The organism is Streptomyces nojiriensis (genome assembly GCF_017639205.1).
GTDB classification, from domain to species: Bacteria; Actinomycetota; Actinomycetes; order Streptomycetales; family Streptomycetaceae; genus Streptomyces; species Streptomyces nojiriensis.
The window spans coordinates 4924881-4943165 of the sequence record NZ_CP071139.1 but is presented as its reverse complement, the minus strand read 5'-3'; the positions used below and the strand labels follow the sequence as shown (position 1 = coordinate 4943165).

Sequence of the window (18285 nt, the reverse complement as noted above, 5' to 3'; positions counted from 1 at the left end):
CGCGCACTGTCCGCGCGGCGGGCCCTCTGCATGACGTCCGCGGGCTAGGCGTCGAGGACCTGGCCCTCGCGCTTGACGACGGGCGGCTCGACCGACCAGGGGAAGTTGATCCACTCGTCGGTCTTCTTCCACACGTACTCGCACTTCACGAGGGAGTGGGACTTCTCGTAGACGACGGCGGAGCGCACCTCGGCGACGTGGCCCAGGCAGAAGTCGTGGACGAGCTTCAGCGTCTTGCCGGTGTCGGCCACGTCATCGGCGATGAGGACCTTCTTGTCGGTGAAGTCGATCGCCTCGGGCACGGGTGCCAGCATGACCGGCATCTCCAGCGTGGTGCCGACGCCGGTGTAGAACTCCACGTTCACGAGGTGGATGTTCTTGCAGTCGAGCGCGTACGCCAGGCCGCCGGCGACGAACACCCCGCCGCGGGCGATGCTCAGGATGATGTCGGGCTCGTAGCCGTCGTCGGCGATCGTCTGCGCCAGCTCGCGCACGGCGCGCCCGAAGCCGTCGTAGGTCAGGTTCTCGCGTACGTCGCTCATGCCTCGTGCCTCACCTGGGTGCGGTGGAAGTTCTGGAAGGAGCGCGAGGCGGTCGGCCCGCGCTGCCCCTGGTACCTGGACCCGTAGCGCTCGCTGCCGTACGGGAACTCGGCCGGCGAGCTGAGTCGGAACATGCACAGCTGCCCGATCTTCATGCCCGGCCAGAGCTTGATCGGCAGGGTGGCGAGGTTCGACAGCTCCAGGGTCACGTGGCCCGAGAACCCGGGGTCGATGAACCCGGCGGTCGAATGCGTCACCAGGCCGAGGCGGCCCAGGCTGGACTTCCCCTCCAGTCTGGAGGCGATGTCGTCGGGCAGCGAGATGACCTCGTACGTCGAGGCGAGGACGAACTCACCGGGGTGGAGGATGAACGCCTCGTCACCCTCCGGCTCGACCATCCGGGTCAGGTCCGACTGCTCGATCGCCGGATCGATGTGGGCGTAGCGGTGGTTCTCGAACACCCGGAAGAACCGGTCGAGACGTACATCGATGCTGGAGGGCTGCACCATCGATTCCTCGAACGGGTCGATGCGAACCCGTCCGCTGTCGATCTCGGCCCGGATGTCTTTGTCAGAGAGAAGCACGTCCCGAGGATACGCAGAGCGCGCGGGCCACCCCCAATCGAGAGCGACACCCGCGCGCCCGCCCTGGCGGCTACCGCTTCGCGCCACCCACGGGCACGGCGTGCCGCAACCGTGCGCACCGCGGACACCGCAGCAGCCGCCCGGGCCCGATCCGGCCGGCACCGAGGTGCTGCAGCGGGAAGGAGGCGGTACTGAAAACGTGCCCTTCGGCACAACGGACGACGGTGTGCTCCATCGAGTCCCTTTCCCCAACGAGCCGTACTGCGACGAATCGCCACATTAGGGGATGATCGGCACCCGCTCCAGCCGCCGCTCCGCACCCACACGGTACGCCCCAACTCCCGCACGCACACGCCCCGGTGTACGCCACACACGACAACGACCCCGCGGCAAATTCACCGGGGGTCGATCATGAGGTAGAGTGAGCAACGTTAGGGATCCAGGCAACTGGCCCGCTGCGCGGATGTAGTTTAATGGTAGAACATGAGCTTCCCAAGCTTATAGCGCGGGTTCGATTCCCGTCATCCGCTCTTGGACGAAGGCCCAGGTCGCAGACCTGGGCCTTCGTCGTTGTCTAGACCTCTCGACTCTCGCCGTGCCCTCCGCGTGCCCCAACTCGCGGGAACTCCCTGGCCGGAGGGCTCTTCGCGCACCACTTGCACCACACGAGCCCCCGCCGGTCTCGCGCCGCGAGACGCGTTCTCGATGACCTGCCTCACACCGCTGTCTCCGTCGCGTGAATTCGCTTTCCAAAAGGGGCGGTTGGTCGGAGGGGTTGGCTCAGGCCCTCGACGGGTCTGCCTAGTCCTCTTTCCCCGCCAACGGTGCTCGCGACGAGAGTGCCACGCCTCTCAGCGGGACAGGCTCCACACACCGGTCCCCACTGATGCAAGTCTCGAAGAGAGCGGCGCACCGGGACTCGGGGGCGGCCTGGTCCAGCCGTGCCAGTGAGATGGCCACTGAGATCACCGTTGAGCTGACCATCTCGTCAGGAGGTTCCCACGGGTGCCGGTGGATGAAGGCAGTGACCCTGGGCAGAACACTCCGGCAGAACGGCCGGGCAGCGCCGGTCCTGCCGTTCACGTGTGGGCCACGGCCAGCCCACCATGCCTTCCCGCTGAGGCGGCCGCCACCGTCGAGGCCATCGTGCGGGCTGTGCACCATGGCGATGACGCTCGTATCCGGATCCTGTTGGCAGCCTTGGTCGACATCGCCGACACCGAGGTTCTCCTCCACCTGCGGGAGCGGCTTCGCGAACGACCGCAGTGACGGTCAGGCGCTGCGGAACAGACGTGTAACAAGCGCGGGGCTGGCCGCGCCGCCTTGCCGTGGACGCCCCCGAGACCGCCATGGAACCCTGCGAGCTGCTGATCCCTTCGGGAGGGCGCTGCTGACACACCCCGTAGGCTCACGCCCCCCTGGACTGCACGTCGCAGCTGGCGGACGCTCCTGCTCCCGAAACGCTGCACTCGGGGGGAATCAATATCTATCCCCGCGGTCAGAGAGTTTAATGGACCCCGCAGGGAGAGTTTTTCCGCACAGCACACGATGGAGATATTTAACGCACACGAACCGCTGCAGCGTGCTACTGTCGGTCTCGGTTGCAGTTTTGGTACCCAAAAACTTCAAGCGCTCCAGTCGGCCTCCGCGCCACATTCGAGTGCTTCATATTTCCGGTCATTTTCCGGCGGGGCATCATCGCGGCGACACGGTGTCCGTATGGTGCGGATGCTGGTGTACTGCCCCAAAGGAGATATGACATGGCATCTGGCACCGTGAAGTGGTTCAACGCAGCCAAGGGCTTCGGCTTCATCGAGCAGGACGGTGGCGGCGACGACGTCTTCGCCCACTTCTCGAACATCGCCGCCCAGGGCTTCCGCGAGCTGCTGGAAGGCCAGAAGGTCACCTTCGACATCGCGCAGGGCCAGAAGGGCCCGACGGCCGAGAACATCGTTCCCGCCTGACGCTGACGCGCATTTCGTAGCTGGGGCCCGCATCCCTCGGGGTGCGGGCCCCAGCTGCACGCATTTCCCGCAGTGGTGTCACCTGCGGGATGAAGCATTTCAGGGTTACAGCCTGCTCGGCGCTTCACCCCACTCGATTTCTTGATTTCGCGTCCCCGTGACGCCACCTCATCTCAGCGCATGCGCCCGTACAGAATCTCTGTTGGCCAGAGTCGCTTTCGCATTCCATTCGGCCCGTTCTTGTGATTCCCTGCACTGCGTTTCGCTGCGGGAATTCCTTGATACGCGCCGCATCAAGGAAAGGTTCTGAATGAACCGCACACGTACGAACGACCGTTCCTCTCGCACCCGCAGCCGCACCGGCGGCCCCGCTTTCGGCGCTGCCGCCGGTTCGGAGCGGGGCAGCCGCTTCGGCTCGTCGGCCCCGAGCCGTTCCGGAGGTCCGCGCCGCTCGGGCGGCTACGGCCGCCGACCCGCAGCGGTACAGGGCGAGTTCGCTCCGCCGAAGACCATCACTCCCGCGCTGCCCGCCGTCGAGGCCTTCGCCGACCTCGACATGCCGGCGGAGCTGCTTGCTGCCCTAGGCGCGCAGGGCCTGAGCGTGCCGTTCCCGATCCAGGGAGCCACCCTGCCCAACACCCTCGCAGGCCGCGACGTCCTCGGCCGCGGACGGACCGGCTCCGGTAAGACCCTCGCCTTCGGCCTCGCTCTGCTGGCCCGCACCGCCGGGCAGCGCGCCGAGCCCCGCCAGCCCCTCGCCCTGATCCTCGTCCCCACCCGCGAGCTGGCCCAGCAGGTGACCGACGCCCTCACCCCGTACGCCCGCGCCGTGAAGCTGCGCCTGACCACGGTCGTCGGCGGCATGTCGATCGGCAAGCAGGCCGGAGCGCTGCGCGGAGGCGCAGAGGTCGTCGTGGCTACGCCCGGCCGGTTGAAGGACCTCATCGACCGTGGCGAATGCCGGCTTAACCAGGTCGCGATCACCGTCCTGGACGAGGCCGACCAGATGGCCGACATGGGCTTCATGCCGCAGGTCACCGCCCTCCTGGACCAGGTGCGTCCTGAGGGGCAGCGGATGCTTTTCTCCGCCACCCTCGACCGCAACGTCGACCTGCTGGTGCGCCGCTACCTGACCGACCCCGTCGTGCACTCGGTGGACCCGTCCGCGGGCGCCGTCACGACGATGGAGCACCACGTGCTGCACGTCCACGGCGCCGACAAGCACCGCACGACGACGGAGATCGCGGCCCGGGAGGGCCGGGTGATCATGTTCCTGGACACCAAGCACGCCGTCGACCGGCTGACCCAGGACCTGCTGAACAGCGGTGTCCGGGCCGCCGCCCTGCACGGTGGGAAGTCGCAGCCGCAGCGCACGCGCACCCTCGCCCAGTTCAAGACCGGACACGTGACCGTACTGGTCGCGACGAACGTGGCGGCGCGCGGCATCCACGTCGACAACCTCGACCTCGTCGTCAACGTCGACCCGCCCACCGACCACAAGGACTACCTCCACCGCGGCGGCCGCACCGCCCGCGCCGGCGAGTCCGGCAGCGTCGTCACCCTCGTCACTCCCAACCAGCGCCGCGACATGACCCGCCTCATGCAGGCCGCCGGCATCACACCGCAGACCACCCAGGTCCGCTCCGGCGAAGAGGCACTGAACCGGATCACCGGCGCCCAAGCCCCCTCCGGCATCCCCGTCGTCATCACCGCACCCGTCGTCGAACGCGCCAAGCGCAGCGCGGCCTCCCGCGGCAGGCGACGGCCCGCCTCGACGGTCCGGCGCGTGAGCGTGCGGCAGTCCGCCTTCGATGCGGCGGCCTGAGAAGCACGTGATCAGGAAACTGACCCATCTCTGCAGGAGGTACGTTTTGACGCTGGTCCAGATGCAGCCCCGCTCGGCGAACGCCAACCCTGTGCACCGGACGGTGGACGACGCGATGGAGGCGGCCGGTCCACAGGTATGTGACGACATGACGGTCGAGGTGGCCCTGGCCGTCATGGCCGGCGCCCGCGCGGGTCATCTGCTCGTCTGCGACGAGGACGGCCTGTGCACTGGGCTGGTCACGCAGGCCCAGCTCACCGCCATCCGCGACAGCGCGGCGTACACCGACCGGGTCCGTCTCCGCGACCTGCTGGGGGACCGCGGGCCGGTCGCCTCACCCGCAACCACGATGGCCGAAGCCGAACACGCGATGCGCTACCGCCGGCTCGATGCCCTGCCGGTCGTCGATGAGCAGGGCAGTGCTCTGGGCGTCCTCGCCCTTGCCCGCTGAACCGCCTCACCGCGGCACGGCCGTCCCCGTCTTCTTCTTCCTGTGAGGCAACATGCGCTGTGTCATCGCCCGTTTCCCGTTCGACCTGACCAAGAGCGGTGTCCTGGAGTCGATGAAGGGCGTCAAGCCCGAGCAGGTCGTCGGCGAGTCCGTGATCATCGGGCGCCGTACCTACCCCGTCAAGCAGGTCGGTCAGGTCATCACGCGCCAGGACCGCCGCGACTTCAGCGCCGGTGAAGTCCTCCGGGCCATGACCCAGCTCGGGTTCACCTGCCGCGGCCTCCCCCGGGCCGCCGCGCCCAGGCGCGTCCTCAGCCCGCTCCAGCAGGCTTCCGCGATGCTCGGCATCCCGGTGACCGTCTGACGGACAGGACCGGCGCGAGCCGACACCCGAACAGCGAGGAGGGCCCGACCGGCACACGCCGGTCGGGCCCTCCCGCGTACCCAGGGGTTCTTACGCGATGTCGGTCAGTGGTCGGAGTAGCTGAAGTCGCCCATGGTCCAGGCGCTGACATCCGCGATCGAGACGCGGTACATCCCACCCGTCTCCGGGATCCCCACCGTGCCCTGAAGGATGCGGGCCACATGGAAGTGCAGATGAGTGGGCGGCCCCTCGTGGGGTGTCGTGGCGGTGAAGATGGCGGCGAACTCGCCCAGGCGGGCGGAATCCGTCAGGACCTCCGACACCCGCTGCCTCCACACGGCTTCGGGTGCCAGCCGACCGGTGATGACAGCGCCACCGGTGACAACGGTCAGGGACATCTGATTGCTCTGCCCGGACTCCACCAGGGTGGCAACGTCAACGAGCAGCTCGTCAGGCTTCGACATGGGAGCCGAGTTTATGCACCGGTCGTCCCGTTCTCTCGACGGGGAGGACTACCGGTCGAGAAGAGCACTCACCGTCTTCCCGCCGGAGGGCCGACGGGTGACACCGGTTGCTCGGGCGCTGCGGTGACCATGGGCCAGCCGAATCCACCGGTACGGCGGCCGTACAGGACAGGGCGTCCGAGCCCCTGACCTGCTGTGCAGGATGCTCTGCACATCTGGTCCCACCGCAGAGGTCTAGCTCTCCTCGACGGGCGCGAAAATCTATGACGGCCGGAGTAGACATTGGGCTGTGGCGTGGTTATGGTTTCTCTCGTAGCCCAGAGAGACAGCAGGGCCTGGCAGAGACGAACTGCCGGGCAGCAGTACCCGCAGTTGCAGTGCGCAGGACGGTGCGGTGGTGGAGTTCCGAAGCCAGGGTTGTCGCAGGACGGCGACGGGACTGACGACCGGACCGGGTGGCCCGCAGTCATCAGGGGCCGCCGTGAGCAGTACCAGCAGTTGACGCAGTGGCAGTACCCGTAAGTGCAGTTCGCAGTACCCAGCAGTGAAGTAGTGAGCAGCACCTCGGTGAAGGCGTCGGCTGCGGACGCGCGCACCGGGAAGTTCGGCAGTGGGGTTCTAAGCCAGAGCAGACGCAAGATGGGCAACGGGGCTGGCTGCCGAAGAGTGGCGCTGACACAGGCCACCAGCAGTACGCAGTAGAGCAGTACCGCAGTGAGTGCAGTAACCCGCAGTTCGCAGTCTCTCCCGTTTGGTAAGCAGTTGATCACCGAGGGAAGAACGGAGGAGTTGAGGCGCCATCAGGATCGCCCGGGCGGAAGTCGTGAGTCCGGGTACCGCAGGACATCGATAGTGAGGTGGTCTCCGGTCGAGCAACCGCGATCCCCGCACAGCCTGTCCCCGTTCGGACGGGTCGGCGGAAACAGTAGGCCGGCGCAGGACTAGGGCCGGCAGATGGTGTAGCAGTTCCTTCGGGGCCCCGGTGCTGAACGCACCGGGGCCCCTCCTTTCGTTCCGCCCCCTCTTCCTCTCCAGGCCTGTCTGATCACCCGCTCCGCTCGCCGGCGTCCTCCGCCACTGCTCCCGTTACCCAGCTGCGCACCGCCGCCCGCGTCCGGGAGCTCGTCGACCACGGCACTCTCGTGGAGGCGGCCCGGCTAGTCACGAACCAGGGCGATTACCCTCCGCGTTCCGCATGGAGTGGGGGCCTCGTCGTGAAGGTTAAACGCGGAGAAGAGCTCGGTTTCATCGCCCAGGACGGCGGCTGCCCGGACTTATTCGCCCACTACTCGCGGCAGCGTGTCCCGCCGGAAGCCAACCGACCATGACGCCGCAGCTATGCCGGATCAGGTGCGCACCTTCGCCGGCGGTAGCGATCTTCTGGAAGCCGGCATCGGAGAGCACTTGCCAGACGCGATCAGGTGCGGAGACGGCTGTTGGGGCCGTCTTGCTCGTCGGCGGTGTCGTCGTTGAACCAGTAGTCACCGGCGGCCAGGTAGCGGAAGGAATGGTTGCTGCCGGTGGGCAGCTCAACGGTGACCGCGCGGTTGCCGTCCTTGCGGAGGGTAAGAGGGTGCACGCCGGGACACCAGTCGTTGAAGTCGCCGACCACGCTCACCTCGGCCGCAGGCATGTCGGCGGGCAGAACGAAGGTGACCTTGGCGCGGTTCTTGCGCACGGCGCGTTCCAGCACGAGAGACTCCTGGCGGACAGGGGGAGGGACAGTACGGGCCCATGGTCAGGGCAGAGCAGGAGCCGCGCACGCCGACGCCGCCGTACTGCCCACCGGGTCACCCACCCGCTGCACCCGGCAGGACGCGCAACCGGGCACATGTGACAGTGCACGTGGGGTAGGACGACGGATTGCCCCACGCAAGCAGGACCCGGCCGGGGCCCCGTAGCCACACCGGCCGGGTCCTGCGCCATGCGAAGCAGACGTTCGGCGAGCACGCCAAACTTCGGACCGGCTGGCGCCGAAGCAGTGTCACCCCCACTCCAGCCCACCTCAGCGAGGGTGGCCCGAGGGTTCGGTCCTGGTCGGCGCCAGGGGGTTGGCCCCGGAAGGCGACCGTCCCCGCCGGTGACCCGGGCGGCGCCCGTACGCGACCGGTGTGCCTATTGAGGCAGGCCGTCCGGCCATCCCTCCGGAGAGCGGTCGCCGGGCGGCGGGTCGTGGTCCGCGGGGAAGAGGGGCAGGGTGCCGGTCATCTCCAGGAGGCGCAGGAGCTGGTGGTTGGGGGCTGCCAGGCGAACGACGGTTCCGGTCTCCTGTGCTGCGCGCCGGGCGGCGAGGAGTGCGTTGAGCGCGGAGGAGTCGCAGAAGGAGACGCGGCTGCAGTCGACCGTCACGGGCTTGGCCGGCGAGGCGTGGGTGAGGGCTTCGGCGAGGGCGAACCGCAGGGCGGGGGCCGTCTCGATGTCTATCTCGCCCGAGGGCCTGATGGCAACGGCGTGCTCCAGGACTTCCACGGCGATGGCGTTGCCGCCGGCCTCCGGGGAAGGGCGTTCGGCCATGGTGGGTCACTCCCAGGTTCGTGGCGTGGCCCCCGAAGCCCGTGGTCCGGTCGGCGGTTCGGGGGAGGGGCGGGTCAGGTGCTGCGTTGGTCGTGGGTTTCCTGGCGGAGCCGGTCGGTGTGCCAGGTCAGGGCGTCGATGCGTTCGGCGAGCTCGGTGTCCTCGGGTCGCAGGTGGGCACGGGTGTCGATCAGAGGGCGGACGAGGCGGGCGGCGTCGTCGTCGGCGAGGGCCAGGTTCAGGTCGCCGACGGCGCCCTCGGCACCCTCGGGGAGACCGGTCAGAGCGGTGACCTGGCCGGCGAGACGGCGCAGGTCGGCCGCGTGGTCGCGGGCCCAGGCGGTCACCGTGCGGTCGGCGGCGCGTGTGTCGCGCGTGGCCTGGACGCGCTGCTCGCCGGTGCTCCCGGCCGCTCCCGGGCGCAGCCGCAGGTAGCGCCGTTCTGCGGCCTGGCGGCTGGCGACCCCGAGCGGGCCCGCGAGGTCGGCCCAGCTCGCGCCTCGCCCGCGGGCGGTCTCGATCAGCCCGCTCTCCCAGTCGGCGAGCTGCTCGCGGACTTCGCGCAGCAGCAACAGCGCGGCCAGGGCCGGGTGTGGACCCGGGTCCGGCGCGCGCCCCGTCGGGGCCGTCGTTGGTGCTGCGGAGGGTCGCTGCGCGTCCCGCAGGGCCTGGTCGATGGTCTCCAGTGCCGCCGCGGCGGCGAGGAAGGGGACCTGGGTGGGCGGTGGGGTGGCATCGCGTTCGGCCTCGTTCATGGGACTCTCCGTTGGCTTGTCATCCTCCAGATGACTGCTTACTTGTCATCGTTTCGATGACATGTTACAACGGAGGCACGTTGAAGCGCATTGGCAGTTTCTGCCTGAACCAACTGGAGGTGTTTCGCGATGTTGATGCGCACCGACCCGTTCCGCGAGATGGACCGGATCGTCCAGCAGCTGTCGGGTACGTCTGGCACGTGGTCGAAGCCGTCGGTGATGCCGATGGACGCCTACCGTCAGGGCGACGTGTACGTGATCGCCTTCGACCTCCCCGGTGTGAGCACCGAGGCGATCGACATCGACGTCGAGCGGAACATGCTGACGGTGAAGGCCGAGCGCCGGCCCGCGGAGAAGTCCGACGGCGTGCAGATGGAGCTCTCCGAGCGGCCCCTCGGTGTCTTCTCCCGCCAGGTCATGCTGGCCGACACCCTCGACACCGAGCACATCGAAGCCGAGTACGACGCGGGTGTCCTGACCCTGCGGATCCCGATCGCCGAACGCGCCAAGCCCCGCAAGATCAGCATCGGCGGCGAAAGCGGCCGCAAGCAGATCTCCGGCTGAACCCTCCCGCACCAGCCGGCAGCGGAGGGCGGGAAGAGCCCATTCCCCCTCCGGCACCCCGCCCTCCGCACCCCCTTGGCCCCCTTCACCCTTTCTCGGAGGTGTTGTGATGCCGATGCGCAGGGAATCGTTCCTGACCCACGTCCAGGAACGCGGCGAGTACACGACCCTGCCGGAAGCCGAACGGGCGGCGCGCGTCGTCCTGGCCCTACTGGGCGCGCACCTGGTCGGCACCGTGCGGGCCGAGCTCGCCGCCCGGCTCCCCGAGACGTACGCCCTGATCCTTCTGAATCCCCTGCAGGCCGCCGAACCGCTCTCACCCGAACGCTTCGTCCGCGCGACCGCGGCCTGGATCGAGGGCGCCACCGAGAAGACGGCCCTGTGGGACATCGGCGCGGTCCTCTCCACCGTGGCCGCAGCGGCGGGTGACGTCCTCATGCGCGAGGTCCTGATCCAGCTCCCGCCCGGCTACGACCTCCTCTTCGGCCACCCCCAGCCCATCTGACCGGCGCCGACGGCCGGAACTCGAACCTTCGAAGAGAAAGGCAACCGCAGCACCATGTACGACCAGCCTCGACCGGACCGGCCCACCCCCGCCATGACGTTCGACCAGATGCTGGAACGCGTCCGCTACGAGGGCGCCTACCCCACCCGCGAACGCGCGGAAGAAGCCGTCCGCACCGTGCTTGCCGCGCTCGGCCGGCAGGTCACCGGTGACGAGCGCGTCGACCTCGCCCAGTGCCTGCCCGTCGAAGCCGCCCTCACCCTGACCGCCCAGATCCCCGATACCGAGCAGCTCACCGGCTGGGGCTTCGTCAAGGACCTGGCCGCACGAACCGGCGTGAGCCCGGCCATCGCCCGCTGGGACACCGGCGCCGTACTCGCCACCGTCACCGCGCTCGCCGGACCCGACCTCCTTGCCCGCGTCCTCCAGCGACTCCCCGACGACTACGCACTCCTCTTCGGACAGGCGCAACTGCGCCAGCCTCAGCGCGCCGCCGCCTGACCGGAGCCAGCTGCGCGCGGACATGCAACGGGGCCGGGACCGCTCCTGCGGTCCCGGCCCCGTGCACACGAGGGGTCAGTGCTTGAAGATGTCCTTGATCTTTTCCTTGGCCTCGCGGGCATCGCCCTTGGCCTGCTCCGCGCGGCCCTCGGCGGTCATCCGCTCATTGCCCGTCAGACGGCCAGCGGTCTCCTTGAGCTTGCCCTTGGCCTGCTCGCCCTTCGCCTCGGCCTTCTGCTCACCAGACACAGCTGATCACTCCCTGTTCGATGGAAAGGTCTTACAGAACCCCGTATGACCGGTGGGATCCCTCCCAAACAGACGGGTCGGCAATGGGGTGACGCTCGGGGCGAAGCATTCGGCCATGGGCCAGCCGGCCTCGATGCCGCAGCGGTCCGCGCGGCGCCTCATGGAAGGGACCGTGCCAGCGAGCCGGAGCGAGGTGGTGACGAGCCGGGATCGTGTCAGGCCGGCTCGGTCAGGACGTGGCCTGCGTCGGGGAGCTCGTGGACGTGAGCGGCCGCACCTTCCAGCGGCAGGAGAGGGCGCAGGGGACAGTTGGCCGGGGTGTGGTCGTGGTCGACTTCCCAGGTGGGCAAGGGTGCGGCGGGGGCGCAGTCGCTGGAGACGGCGTAGAGGTTGCCGAAGCAGCCCCGGCACACCAGTGCAGCGTGGTTCACGGGAGTGCCTCCGGTTGAACCGACTCGGCTGAGCCATCCACGGGGCGGGCCTCCCCCGCCAGGTGGAGCTGGCGCAAGGTGCTTTCCGTCTCGCGCCTGAGGTGTTCGGAAGAGGCCAGACGCTGCCACAGCGGGTCGGGGAGGCCGGGAACGGCGGCGCCGCGGGCCGCCCATCCCTCGGCAAGCTGCGTGTACAGGGGTGTGCCCTGGTCCGTCGCTTCTCCGGGAATCCGGTCACGGGCGTGTGCCGGGCTACGGGAAGGCCTTCGGCGCGCTTGTTCCGGAAGACGGCCAACCGCTCTGCGCTTGCCGCTGCCGGCCTGTGCGCCGCGGCTGGAGTCCGTCCAATGATCGTCCGTCACGTTCGTCAAAACGATTCTTCCATCCTCCAGGACACCGTTTCCGGTGTGCCGCGACGCTCTCGACCGTTGCTCTGGCCCTCGATGAGGCACACACCGTTGACCGCCCCCAGCTGCTCCTTGTGCTGCGCATCGACAGGAGCGACCGTGCGTTCGAGGTCGATTACCTCCTCACCCGCCACACGAAAATCTACGACGGCCGGAGTAGACATTGGGCTGTGGCGTGGTTATGGTTTCTCTCGTAGCTCAGAGAGACAGCAGGGCCTGGCAGAGACGAACTGCCGGGCAGCAGTACCCGCAGTTGCAGTGCGCAGGACGGTGCGGTGGTGGAGTTCCGAAGCCAGGGTTGTTGCAGGACGGCGACGGGACTGACGACCGGACCGGGTGGCCCGCAGTCATCAGGGGCCGCCGTGAGCAGTGCCAGCAGTTAACGCAGTGGCAGTACCTGTAAGTGCAGTTCGAAGTACCCAGCAGTGAAGTAAGCGAGTAGCACCTCGGTGAAGGCGTCGGCTGCGGACGCGCGCACCGGGAAGTTCGGCAGTGGGGTTCCAAGCCAGAGCAGACGCAAGATGGGCAACGGGGCTGGCTGCCGAAGAGTGGCGCTGACACAGGCCACCAGCAATACGCAGTAGAGCAGTACCAGCAGTAAGCAGTTGATCACCGAGGGAAGAACGGAGGAGCCGAGCACCATCAGGATCGCCCGGGCGGAAGCCTTGAGCCCGGGTACCGCAGGACATCGATAGTGAGGTGGTCTCCGGTCAAGCAACCGCGATCCCCGCACTCCCGGCAGCATCTCGGTCGGGTCGGCGGAAACACAGGGTCGGCGCAGTATCAGGGCCGACAGATGGTGTAGTAGTTCCTTCGGGGCCCTGGTGCCGTACGGCACCAGGGCCCCTCCACGCGTTCCACAAGAGAGGTTCAATGACAGCAGACGACTCGTTCGGCCGTCTCGACGATGACGACTACCCCGCCTACACGATGGGCCGGGCCGCCGAGATGCTCGGCACCACCCAGGGCTTCCTCCGCGCCATCGGCGAAGCCCGCCTGATCACCCCGCTCCGCTCCGAGGGCGGCCACCGCCGCTACTCCCGCTACCAGCTGCGCATTGCCGCCCGCGCCCGGGAACTCGTCGACCAGGGCACCCCCATCGAGGCCGCCTGCCGCATCATCATCCTCGAAGACCAGCTCGAGGAAGCCCAGCGCATCAACGCCGAGTACCGCCGCGCCGCCGAATCATCCGCGCCGCCGTCCTCGGCCTGACCCGAGTGTGCCCGTCGGGATCGGCGGGCCTCGGTCGTCGAAGGAGTGCTATTCGGGTGCGGATGCCTCCGCCAGGTCCGCCCCGGCGTCAGCGCTGCGTGTGACCTGGTGGGTACCGTGCCAGTCCAGGCACATGACCGTCGCGTCGTCCTCGAGACGGCCGCCATGCGCGCGCAGAATCTCGGCGACCAGAGCGCGGGAGGCCTCGCGGGGGTGGAGATCGCCCGTGCGCGCAACCAGGGAGGGCAGATCGACCTCCACAGCGCGGCGCTCGAGCATGCCGTCGGTGAGCATCACAAGGCGGTCACCCGGCTGCAGGTCCAGCCGCTGCACCCGATAGTCGGTACGCGGCTGGATACCGAAGGGGAGATCGACCTCGGGAACCATCTGCTCGACCCTTTCCCGCCTGAGGCGCAGGGGCCAGGGATGCCCGGCGTTGACGAACTGAGTGGTCCCGTCGAGCAGGCTGATGCGCAGCAGCTGCCCAGTGACGAAGCCCCGCCTGCCGTTGTCGATGACGGCCCGGTTGGCCTCCAAGGCCTGTACTTCGAGCTCGGCGCCGGCACGCCTGGCCCTGCGAAGGGCGCCCACTGCGAGGGTGGCGAGTAGCGCGGCTTCCACGTCGTGGCCCATGGCATCGGTGACGGAGAGTTGCATGGTGTCGCGGTCGACGACGTAGTCGAAGGTGTCACCGCCGACGTGCGTGGCCGGTTCCAGCGCTCCGGCGACCGTGAACTGGGCTGCCTCACACGCCAGTGAGGTGGGCAGGAGTCGGTGCTGGATCTCGGCGGCCAGGTTCAGGGGCCGTGTACGGCGACCCCATTGGTAGACGTCGGTGAAGGACCGATTGGCGATCACGATGTAGGCCAGGGCGTGAGCGGTCGCGCCGATCTGCCTCATCGCGAAGTCGTCGGGGTGATCCGGCAGGAAGAGTTCGAGCAGGCCGATGGCGTCGCCGCGGTTGGTGACGGGCGCCACGACCCTGACCCGGCTGTTGCCCTCTCGCTGGAGGGCCGGCCGCTGTGTGCGCAACGCGTCCGCGTAGAGGGTGCCGGGCAGAGCGACGCGCTCAGGGGGCTCGTCAGACTCGACGCTGTCGGCTGCCCCGAGCCGCACCACTGACGAACCGGTGAAGTCGACGATCAGGAACGAGACCGAGGCAGCCTGCAGGCGGTCCCGGAGCAGCCGCGCGACAACGTCCAGGGACTCCACAGGGGAGGCGGATTCCGCTGCCGCGAGCACGCCCGCAAGGTCCACCTCCACCAGCTGCTCTCCGCCGGCGCGTCCCTGATGGGCGCCTGGATCTCGCTCCTCGGTTGGGGGCATGACCGCTCCTCTCCTCCTCCGACACCGTGGGACCGGCCCCTCCACGAGAACTGCTCCCTGACGCTCTTTCCGAGCGCCCGAGGCCTTACGGTCGGCCCCCACTGCCTCGTCGCGAAGCCATCCATCTGGGGTCGCAGCCTGTGACCACGGCCGGCACAGATCCGGGAAACCCGCGGGGCCGACCGTGCTCAACCCTGCCCGAGGACCCGCACGCCAGGTGGCTGCTGCTGCCCGCGCAGGCCGCGCTGCCTGACTGGTTCACCCGAACAGCAGGCATCGGCCCTACTCGGGGACGCTGCCCGGTCACCGGCATAGCACGCGCGCCCGGAATCCTCTGAGGACCCGGTTACGAGGCAAGCACCGGGGCATGGGGATGGACGATTCAAGCCGGCGGTGTGGCTGTGGCCGCCGCCTTCGAGCCGAGAGTGAGGAGACGGGGTTGTGAGCGGTGTGTGGATGTACGCGCAGGACAGCGGCTACACGTCCCGGCAGTCACTGGTGGGGTTCACGGTTGAGGCGGCTGACGGAACCATCGGGCACGTGGACCGCCAGCAGGACCAGCCCGGCATGCAACACCTGGTCGTCGACACCGGCGTGTGGGTGTTCGGCAAGAGCATTCTGATCCCGGCCGGCGCCGTCGCCGGCATCGACACCGAAACACGGACGGTAAGGGTGACAGGGACCCGGGAAGAGATCAAAGCCGCTCCCCAGTTCACCACCGACAGCGAAACGGCTGACCACCGCTACCTGTCCGCCGTCGGCAACTACTACCTCTCCCTCCGCCGCCCCCTCGCACCCTGACCCGAAGCCAGCCGGCAACTCGCCCGCCCCAGGGCGACAGCAGCCCCGGGCAGAACATTGCCGTGCTCAGTAGACGGTGAAGGAGATGGCGATGTAGTGCGCGGTGAAGGCTGCCACGGTCAGGGCGTGGAAGACCTCGTGGAAGCCGAACCAGCGGGGCGAGGGGTCGGGGCGCTGAAGGGCGTAGACAACCGCGCCCGCACTGTAGAGAAGCCCGCCGGTCACGATCAAGGCGAGTACGGGCGTCCCACCACTGTCCAGGAAGTCGGGCAGGTAACGCACCGGTGCCCAGCCCAGGGCCAGGTAGCAGGGGGTGTACAGCCAGCGGGGAGCTCCGACCCACAGGACACGGAAGGCGATGCCGGCCAGAGCGCCCGTCCACACGATCCACAGCAGGACGGACCGCTGGTCAGGGGCGAGAAGGAGCACGGCAAGCGGGGTACAGGTGCCGGCGATGATCAGGAAGATGTTGGCGTGGTCGAGGCGACGCAGAACGGCCTCACCGAGTGGTCCCCACGTCCCCAGGTGGTAGACGGCGCTCGTCCCGAACAGCATCCAGGCGGTGACGGAGTACACGGTGCAGGCCAGGGTGGCGTGCGGCGTCCCAGCCAGGCAGATGAGGACGATGCCCGCGGCCAGCGATGCGGGGACCATTCCGGCGTGAAGCCAGCCTCGTAGCTTCGGCTTGATCGGCTCCACCAGATCGGCCGCTCGCTCGACCAGGTCGGCAACCGGGTGGGAGTCCTCGGCGGCCTTGTCACGGTGCGATCCGGAGGGAGGACCACTTGCCTCGCAGCCTCCGACCGTCGGTGCGGAAGACACACCGCCGGTTTCGACGTCGTCGCGGGACACTGCTTCCCTTCCTGCCTCGGACTGCTGGGCGTCACTGGCAACCACGTGCTCATGTCAGGAGCCTGCCCGCAGGAGCACTACCCGAGGCCTGCCTCGGACCACCGGGCCGGCACCGCCGGACCTGGTCCGTCCAGCCGCCCATAATTCCGGTCCTGGAAGCGTGCCGCCAACTGGGGCCGTGGAAGTCGTGTAAGTCGGCGGGCCATGGGAACGATCAGGGCTTCCGAACGGGCCTCTCCGCTCTCCTACGTTCAAGGACCGCCGATGCTTCCCGAGTTTCGCTCCCACGCATCCGCCCCCCTTTCCCACCAGCTGGAACAGCGACTGGGACTGGACCCACGCCTCGAAGCGGGCCGAATCGACGTGGAGCGCGTCGCCGACATCGCCGTCGTCGCATCCGCCCACTCCGATGGGTACGCGGCCACCGCGCACCTCCTCGGACTGCTGGCCGCGCTCCCCGCTCCCACCGAAGCCGGAGAACGCTTCTGGTCGGACCTGTGGAGGACCTCAGGCTCCCTCTACCTGCTGCCCGCCAACATCAAGACGTTCGTGCTGAGTTCGCTGGCCGGAGAAGGCACAGGTCTGGCCGGTCAGATCCTCTCGGCTGTCGACGAGATGACCCCGCCCCAGCGCGTCGCAGCCGGAGAGGTAATCGGCCAGGCGCTCGCCGAATCCGACCACCTCCCCGACCTCAAGACGCAGGTCATCGGCGAGCTGTGGCTCCGCGATCTCGAACTCACCGCCTGGCGGGTCCTGCACGCGGAACACAAAGCAGCTGATCCGGCTGAGCGGAAAGCCTTCCTCGACGCATGGAGGCGTGCCTGAGCGCCAGGTTTCCTCTCGACACGGCACGGCCGTAGACGGGCCATCGACGAGCGCCGCCGCTTCTGTTCGGGTCCAACGGCACCCAGAGAGCCGGTGGGGGAGGAAGGCGGGACGCCTCCCTCCCCTCACCCACCGATCGTCAGGCGCCCTTCGCCTGCCTCTTCACCGCTCCCGTGACGCGGGCAGCGCGCACCCTGGCGTCGGCCCCCGCCTTCAACCGATACGTTACGAACCTGCGCCACGCCATGACGTCCGCCATCGACCCGCGTCAGATCGGCGTCCTGCACCTGCACCACCTGGCCTTCGGCGCCGCCCCCGCCCACCCGCGGATCGCGTTCGTCCACGGCACCGGCCTCCTCTACGCCGAGAACCACAGCACGCAGCTGCGCGTCCTGCGCGAGGCCGCCACCGCCGCCGACGCGATCGTCGTCCCCACCGGCGCCATGGCCGCCCGCCTCCTCAAGCTCACCCCCAAGACCGACAGGCGCAAGATCGAGAAGATCCCCTGGGGCATCCCCGACCACCTCCTGACCAGCCCACCACCGCGATCCGCCCGACGCCCCACCAGCCACCTGCGGGTGCTCTTCGCAGGCCGCCTCAGCTCCGAGAAGGGCCTCGAACCCCTCCTCCAAGCCATCTCGGCCACCCCCTCAGTCGAGCTGGGCATCGCCGCCCCGCGCGCCCGGTTCCACGACCTCACACCGGTCATCCGTCCACGTCCGCTACCTCGGCTGGTTCCGCCGGCAACAGCTCTGGAAGGTCTGCGCCGACCACGACGTCCTGGCCGTGCCGTCCACCACCCTCGAAGCCATGGGTCTCGTCGCGCTCGAAGCCCAAGCCTGCGGACTCCCCGTCCTCTACCAACCCGTCCCGGGACTCAGCGAAGCCCTCTCCGGCACCGGCCTGGCAACCGACTTCACCAACGCCACCACCGCCGCCCACGACCTCCACCGCCTGCGCACGACCCCCGGCCTGCTGGAGATGCTCCGGGCATCCGGCCGCACCAACGCCGCCCGCGTCCCGCTCAGCACCACCGTCGCAGCCATCGCCGACCTCGGCCGACGGCTCGCCTGACACCGCCTGTGGCGGAGCAGGCACCGCCCCGGCCGCGTCACCAACCTGGCCAGTGGACCACCCGCGGCCCACGAC

20 protein-coding genes, 1 tRNA gene and 1 pseudogene are annotated in these 18285 nt (G+C 68.7%); 12 read left to right on the top strand and 10 right to left on the bottom strand.

The window, feature by feature from the left end; all coding sequences use genetic code 11:
* Positions 1 to 44: 44 nt before the first annotated feature.
* Positions 45 to 542 carry a phosphoribosyltransferase gene (locus JYK04_RS23100; RefSeq protein WP_030009869.1) on the bottom strand — a complete coding sequence of 166 codons (498 nt, stop codon included), beginning with the start codon at positions 540 to 542 and terminating at the stop codon, positions 45 to 47.
* Complete coding sequence (gene dcd, locus JYK04_RS23095; RefSeq protein WP_189743756.1) at positions 539 to 1126, bottom strand: dCTP deaminase; 588 nt, start codon at positions 1124 to 1126, stop codon at positions 539 to 541. The genes JYK04_RS23100 and dcd overlap by 4 nt, the downstream gene beginning before the upstream one ends.
* Positions 1127 to 1585: 459 nt before the next feature.
* On the opposite strand from dcd, the gene JYK04_RS23090 reads away from it, so the two are divergent.
* The 5 genes from JYK04_RS23090 (at position 1586) to JYK04_RS23070 (ending at position 5730) form a co-directional block, all read left to right on the top strand.
* Positions 1586 to 1656 (top strand) — tRNA-Gly (locus JYK04_RS23090).
* A gap of 1230 nt (positions 1657 to 2886) precedes the next feature.
* Complete coding sequence (locus JYK04_RS23085; protein ID WP_030647895.1) at positions 2887 to 3090, top strand: cold-shock protein; 204 nt, start codon at positions 2887 to 2889, stop codon at positions 3088 to 3090.
* Positions 3091 to 3400: 310 nt separating this feature from the next.
* Positions 3401 to 4915 (top strand): DEAD/DEAH box helicase, encoded by a 1515-nt coding sequence (locus JYK04_RS23080; protein ID WP_189743754.1) that lies wholly within the window; start codon positions 3401 to 3403, stop codon positions 4913 to 4915.
* Positions 4916 to 4961: 46 nt separating this feature from the next.
* A complete protein-coding gene (locus JYK04_RS23075) occupies positions 4962 to 5366 on the top strand; it encodes a CBS domain-containing protein (RefSeq protein ID WP_189743752.1) in 405 nt (134 codons plus the stop codon).
* Positions 5367 to 5418: 52 nt separating this feature from the next.
* Positions 5419 to 5730: an SCO5918 family protein gene (locus JYK04_RS23070; RefSeq protein ID WP_189743750.1), complete on the top strand. Its 312-nt coding sequence runs from the start codon at positions 5419 to 5421 to the stop codon at positions 5728 to 5730.
* A gap of 104 nt (positions 5731 to 5834) precedes the next feature.
* On the opposite strand, the gene JYK04_RS23065 is transcribed toward JYK04_RS23070, so the two are convergent.
* The 4 genes from JYK04_RS23065 to JYK04_RS23050 form a co-directional block, all read right to left on the bottom strand.
* Positions 5835 to 6194 carry a hypothetical protein gene (locus tag JYK04_RS23065; RefSeq protein ID WP_030755669.1) on the bottom strand — a complete coding sequence of 120 codons (360 nt, stop codon included), beginning with the start codon at positions 6192 to 6194 and terminating at the stop codon, positions 5835 to 5837.
* A gap of 1417 nt (positions 6195 to 7611) precedes the next feature.
* Positions 7612 to 7887, bottom strand: a complete 276-nt coding sequence (locus tag JYK04_RS23060; protein ID WP_189743748.1) for an isoamylase early set domain-containing protein — start codon at positions 7885 to 7887, stop codon at positions 7612 to 7614.
* A 422-nt stretch (positions 7888 to 8309) separates the two neighbouring features.
* The gene (locus JYK04_RS23055) at positions 8310 to 8708 is read right to left on the bottom strand and encodes an STAS domain-containing protein (RefSeq protein WP_202186079.1); all 399 of its coding nucleotides are present in this window, start codon (positions 8706 to 8708) and stop codon (positions 8310 to 8312) included.
* A 74-nt stretch (positions 8709 to 8782) separates the two neighbouring features.
* A complete protein-coding gene (locus JYK04_RS23050; protein ID WP_202186078.1) occupies positions 8783 to 9463 on the bottom strand; it encodes an HSP18 transcriptional regulator in 681 nt (226 codons plus the stop codon).
* Between the two features lie 129 nt (positions 9464 to 9592).
* Between JYK04_RS23050 and JYK04_RS23045 the strand changes: the two genes are divergently transcribed.
* The 3 genes from JYK04_RS23045 to JYK04_RS23035 all read left to right on the top strand — a co-directional run bounded on the left by JYK04_RS23045 (position 9593) and on the right by JYK04_RS23035 (position 11033).
* Positions 9593 to 10027 carry an Hsp20/alpha crystallin family protein gene (locus tag JYK04_RS23045; protein WP_189748824.1) on the top strand — a complete coding sequence of 145 codons (435 nt, stop codon included), beginning with the start codon at positions 9593 to 9595 and terminating at the stop codon, positions 10025 to 10027.
* A 109-nt stretch (positions 10028 to 10136) separates the two neighbouring features.
* Positions 10137 to 10532 carry a DUF2267 domain-containing protein gene (locus JYK04_RS23040; protein WP_189738557.1) on the top strand — a complete coding sequence of 132 codons (396 nt, stop codon included), beginning with the start codon at positions 10137 to 10139 and terminating at the stop codon, positions 10530 to 10532.
* Positions 10533 to 10586: 54 nt separating this feature from the next.
* On the top strand, positions 10587 to 11033 hold the full coding sequence (locus JYK04_RS23035; RefSeq protein ID WP_189738553.1) for a DUF2267 domain-containing protein: 447 nt from the start codon (positions 10587 to 10589) through the stop codon (positions 11031 to 11033).
* Between the two features lie 75 nt (positions 11034 to 11108).
* On the opposite strand, the gene JYK04_RS23030 is transcribed toward JYK04_RS23035, so the two are convergent.
* Both JYK04_RS23030 and JYK04_RS23025 read right to left on the bottom strand, forming a co-directional pair.
* Entirely contained in the window at positions 11109 to 11282 is a 174-nt protein-coding gene (locus tag JYK04_RS23030) for a CsbD family protein (protein WP_189738550.1), read from the bottom strand.
* A 215-nt stretch (positions 11283 to 11497) separates the two neighbouring features.
* Positions 11498 to 11713 (bottom strand): hypothetical protein, encoded by a 216-nt coding sequence (locus JYK04_RS23025; RefSeq protein WP_189738547.1) that lies wholly within the window; start codon positions 11711 to 11713, stop codon positions 11498 to 11500.
* 1280 nt (positions 11714 to 12993) lie between these two features.
* Here JYK04_RS23025 and JYK04_RS23020 point away from each other — a divergent pair.
* Positions 12994 to 13332 carry a MerR family transcriptional regulator gene (locus JYK04_RS23020; RefSeq protein ID WP_189738544.1) on the top strand — a complete coding sequence of 113 codons (339 nt, stop codon included), beginning with the start codon at positions 12994 to 12996 and terminating at the stop codon, positions 13330 to 13332.
* A gap of 48 nt (positions 13333 to 13380) precedes the next feature.
* On the opposite strand, the gene JYK04_RS23015 is transcribed toward JYK04_RS23020, so the two are convergent.
* A complete protein-coding gene (locus JYK04_RS23015) occupies positions 13381 to 14589 on the bottom strand; it encodes a PP2C family protein-serine/threonine phosphatase (protein WP_189738658.1) in 1209 nt (402 codons plus the stop codon).
* 510 nt (positions 14590 to 15099) lie between these two features.
* Between JYK04_RS23015 and JYK04_RS23010 the strand changes: the two genes are divergently transcribed.
* On the top strand, positions 15100 to 15459 hold the full coding sequence (locus JYK04_RS23010) for a PRC-barrel domain-containing protein (protein WP_189738541.1): 360 nt from the start codon (positions 15100 to 15102) through the stop codon (positions 15457 to 15459).
* Positions 15460 to 15525: 66 nt separating this feature from the next.
* Here JYK04_RS23010 and trhA read toward each other — a convergent pair whose 3' ends face one another.
* Positions 15526 to 16311, bottom strand: a complete 786-nt coding sequence (gene trhA, locus JYK04_RS23005) for a PAQR family membrane homeostasis protein TrhA (protein WP_189738538.1) — start codon at positions 16309 to 16311, stop codon at positions 15526 to 15528.
* A 264-nt stretch (positions 16312 to 16575) separates the two neighbouring features.
* Between trhA and JYK04_RS23000 the strand changes: the two genes are divergently transcribed.
* Positions 16576 to 17136 carry a hypothetical protein gene (locus tag JYK04_RS23000; protein ID WP_189738535.1) on the top strand — a complete coding sequence of 187 codons (561 nt, stop codon included), beginning with the start codon at positions 16576 to 16578 and terminating at the stop codon, positions 17134 to 17136.
* Positions 17137 to 17342: 206 nt separating this feature from the next.
* A pseudogene (locus JYK04_RS22995) lies at positions 17343 to 18210 on the top strand (glycosyltransferase family 4 protein); the annotation flags it as partial.
* Between the last annotated feature and the right edge of the window lie 75 nt (positions 18211 to 18285).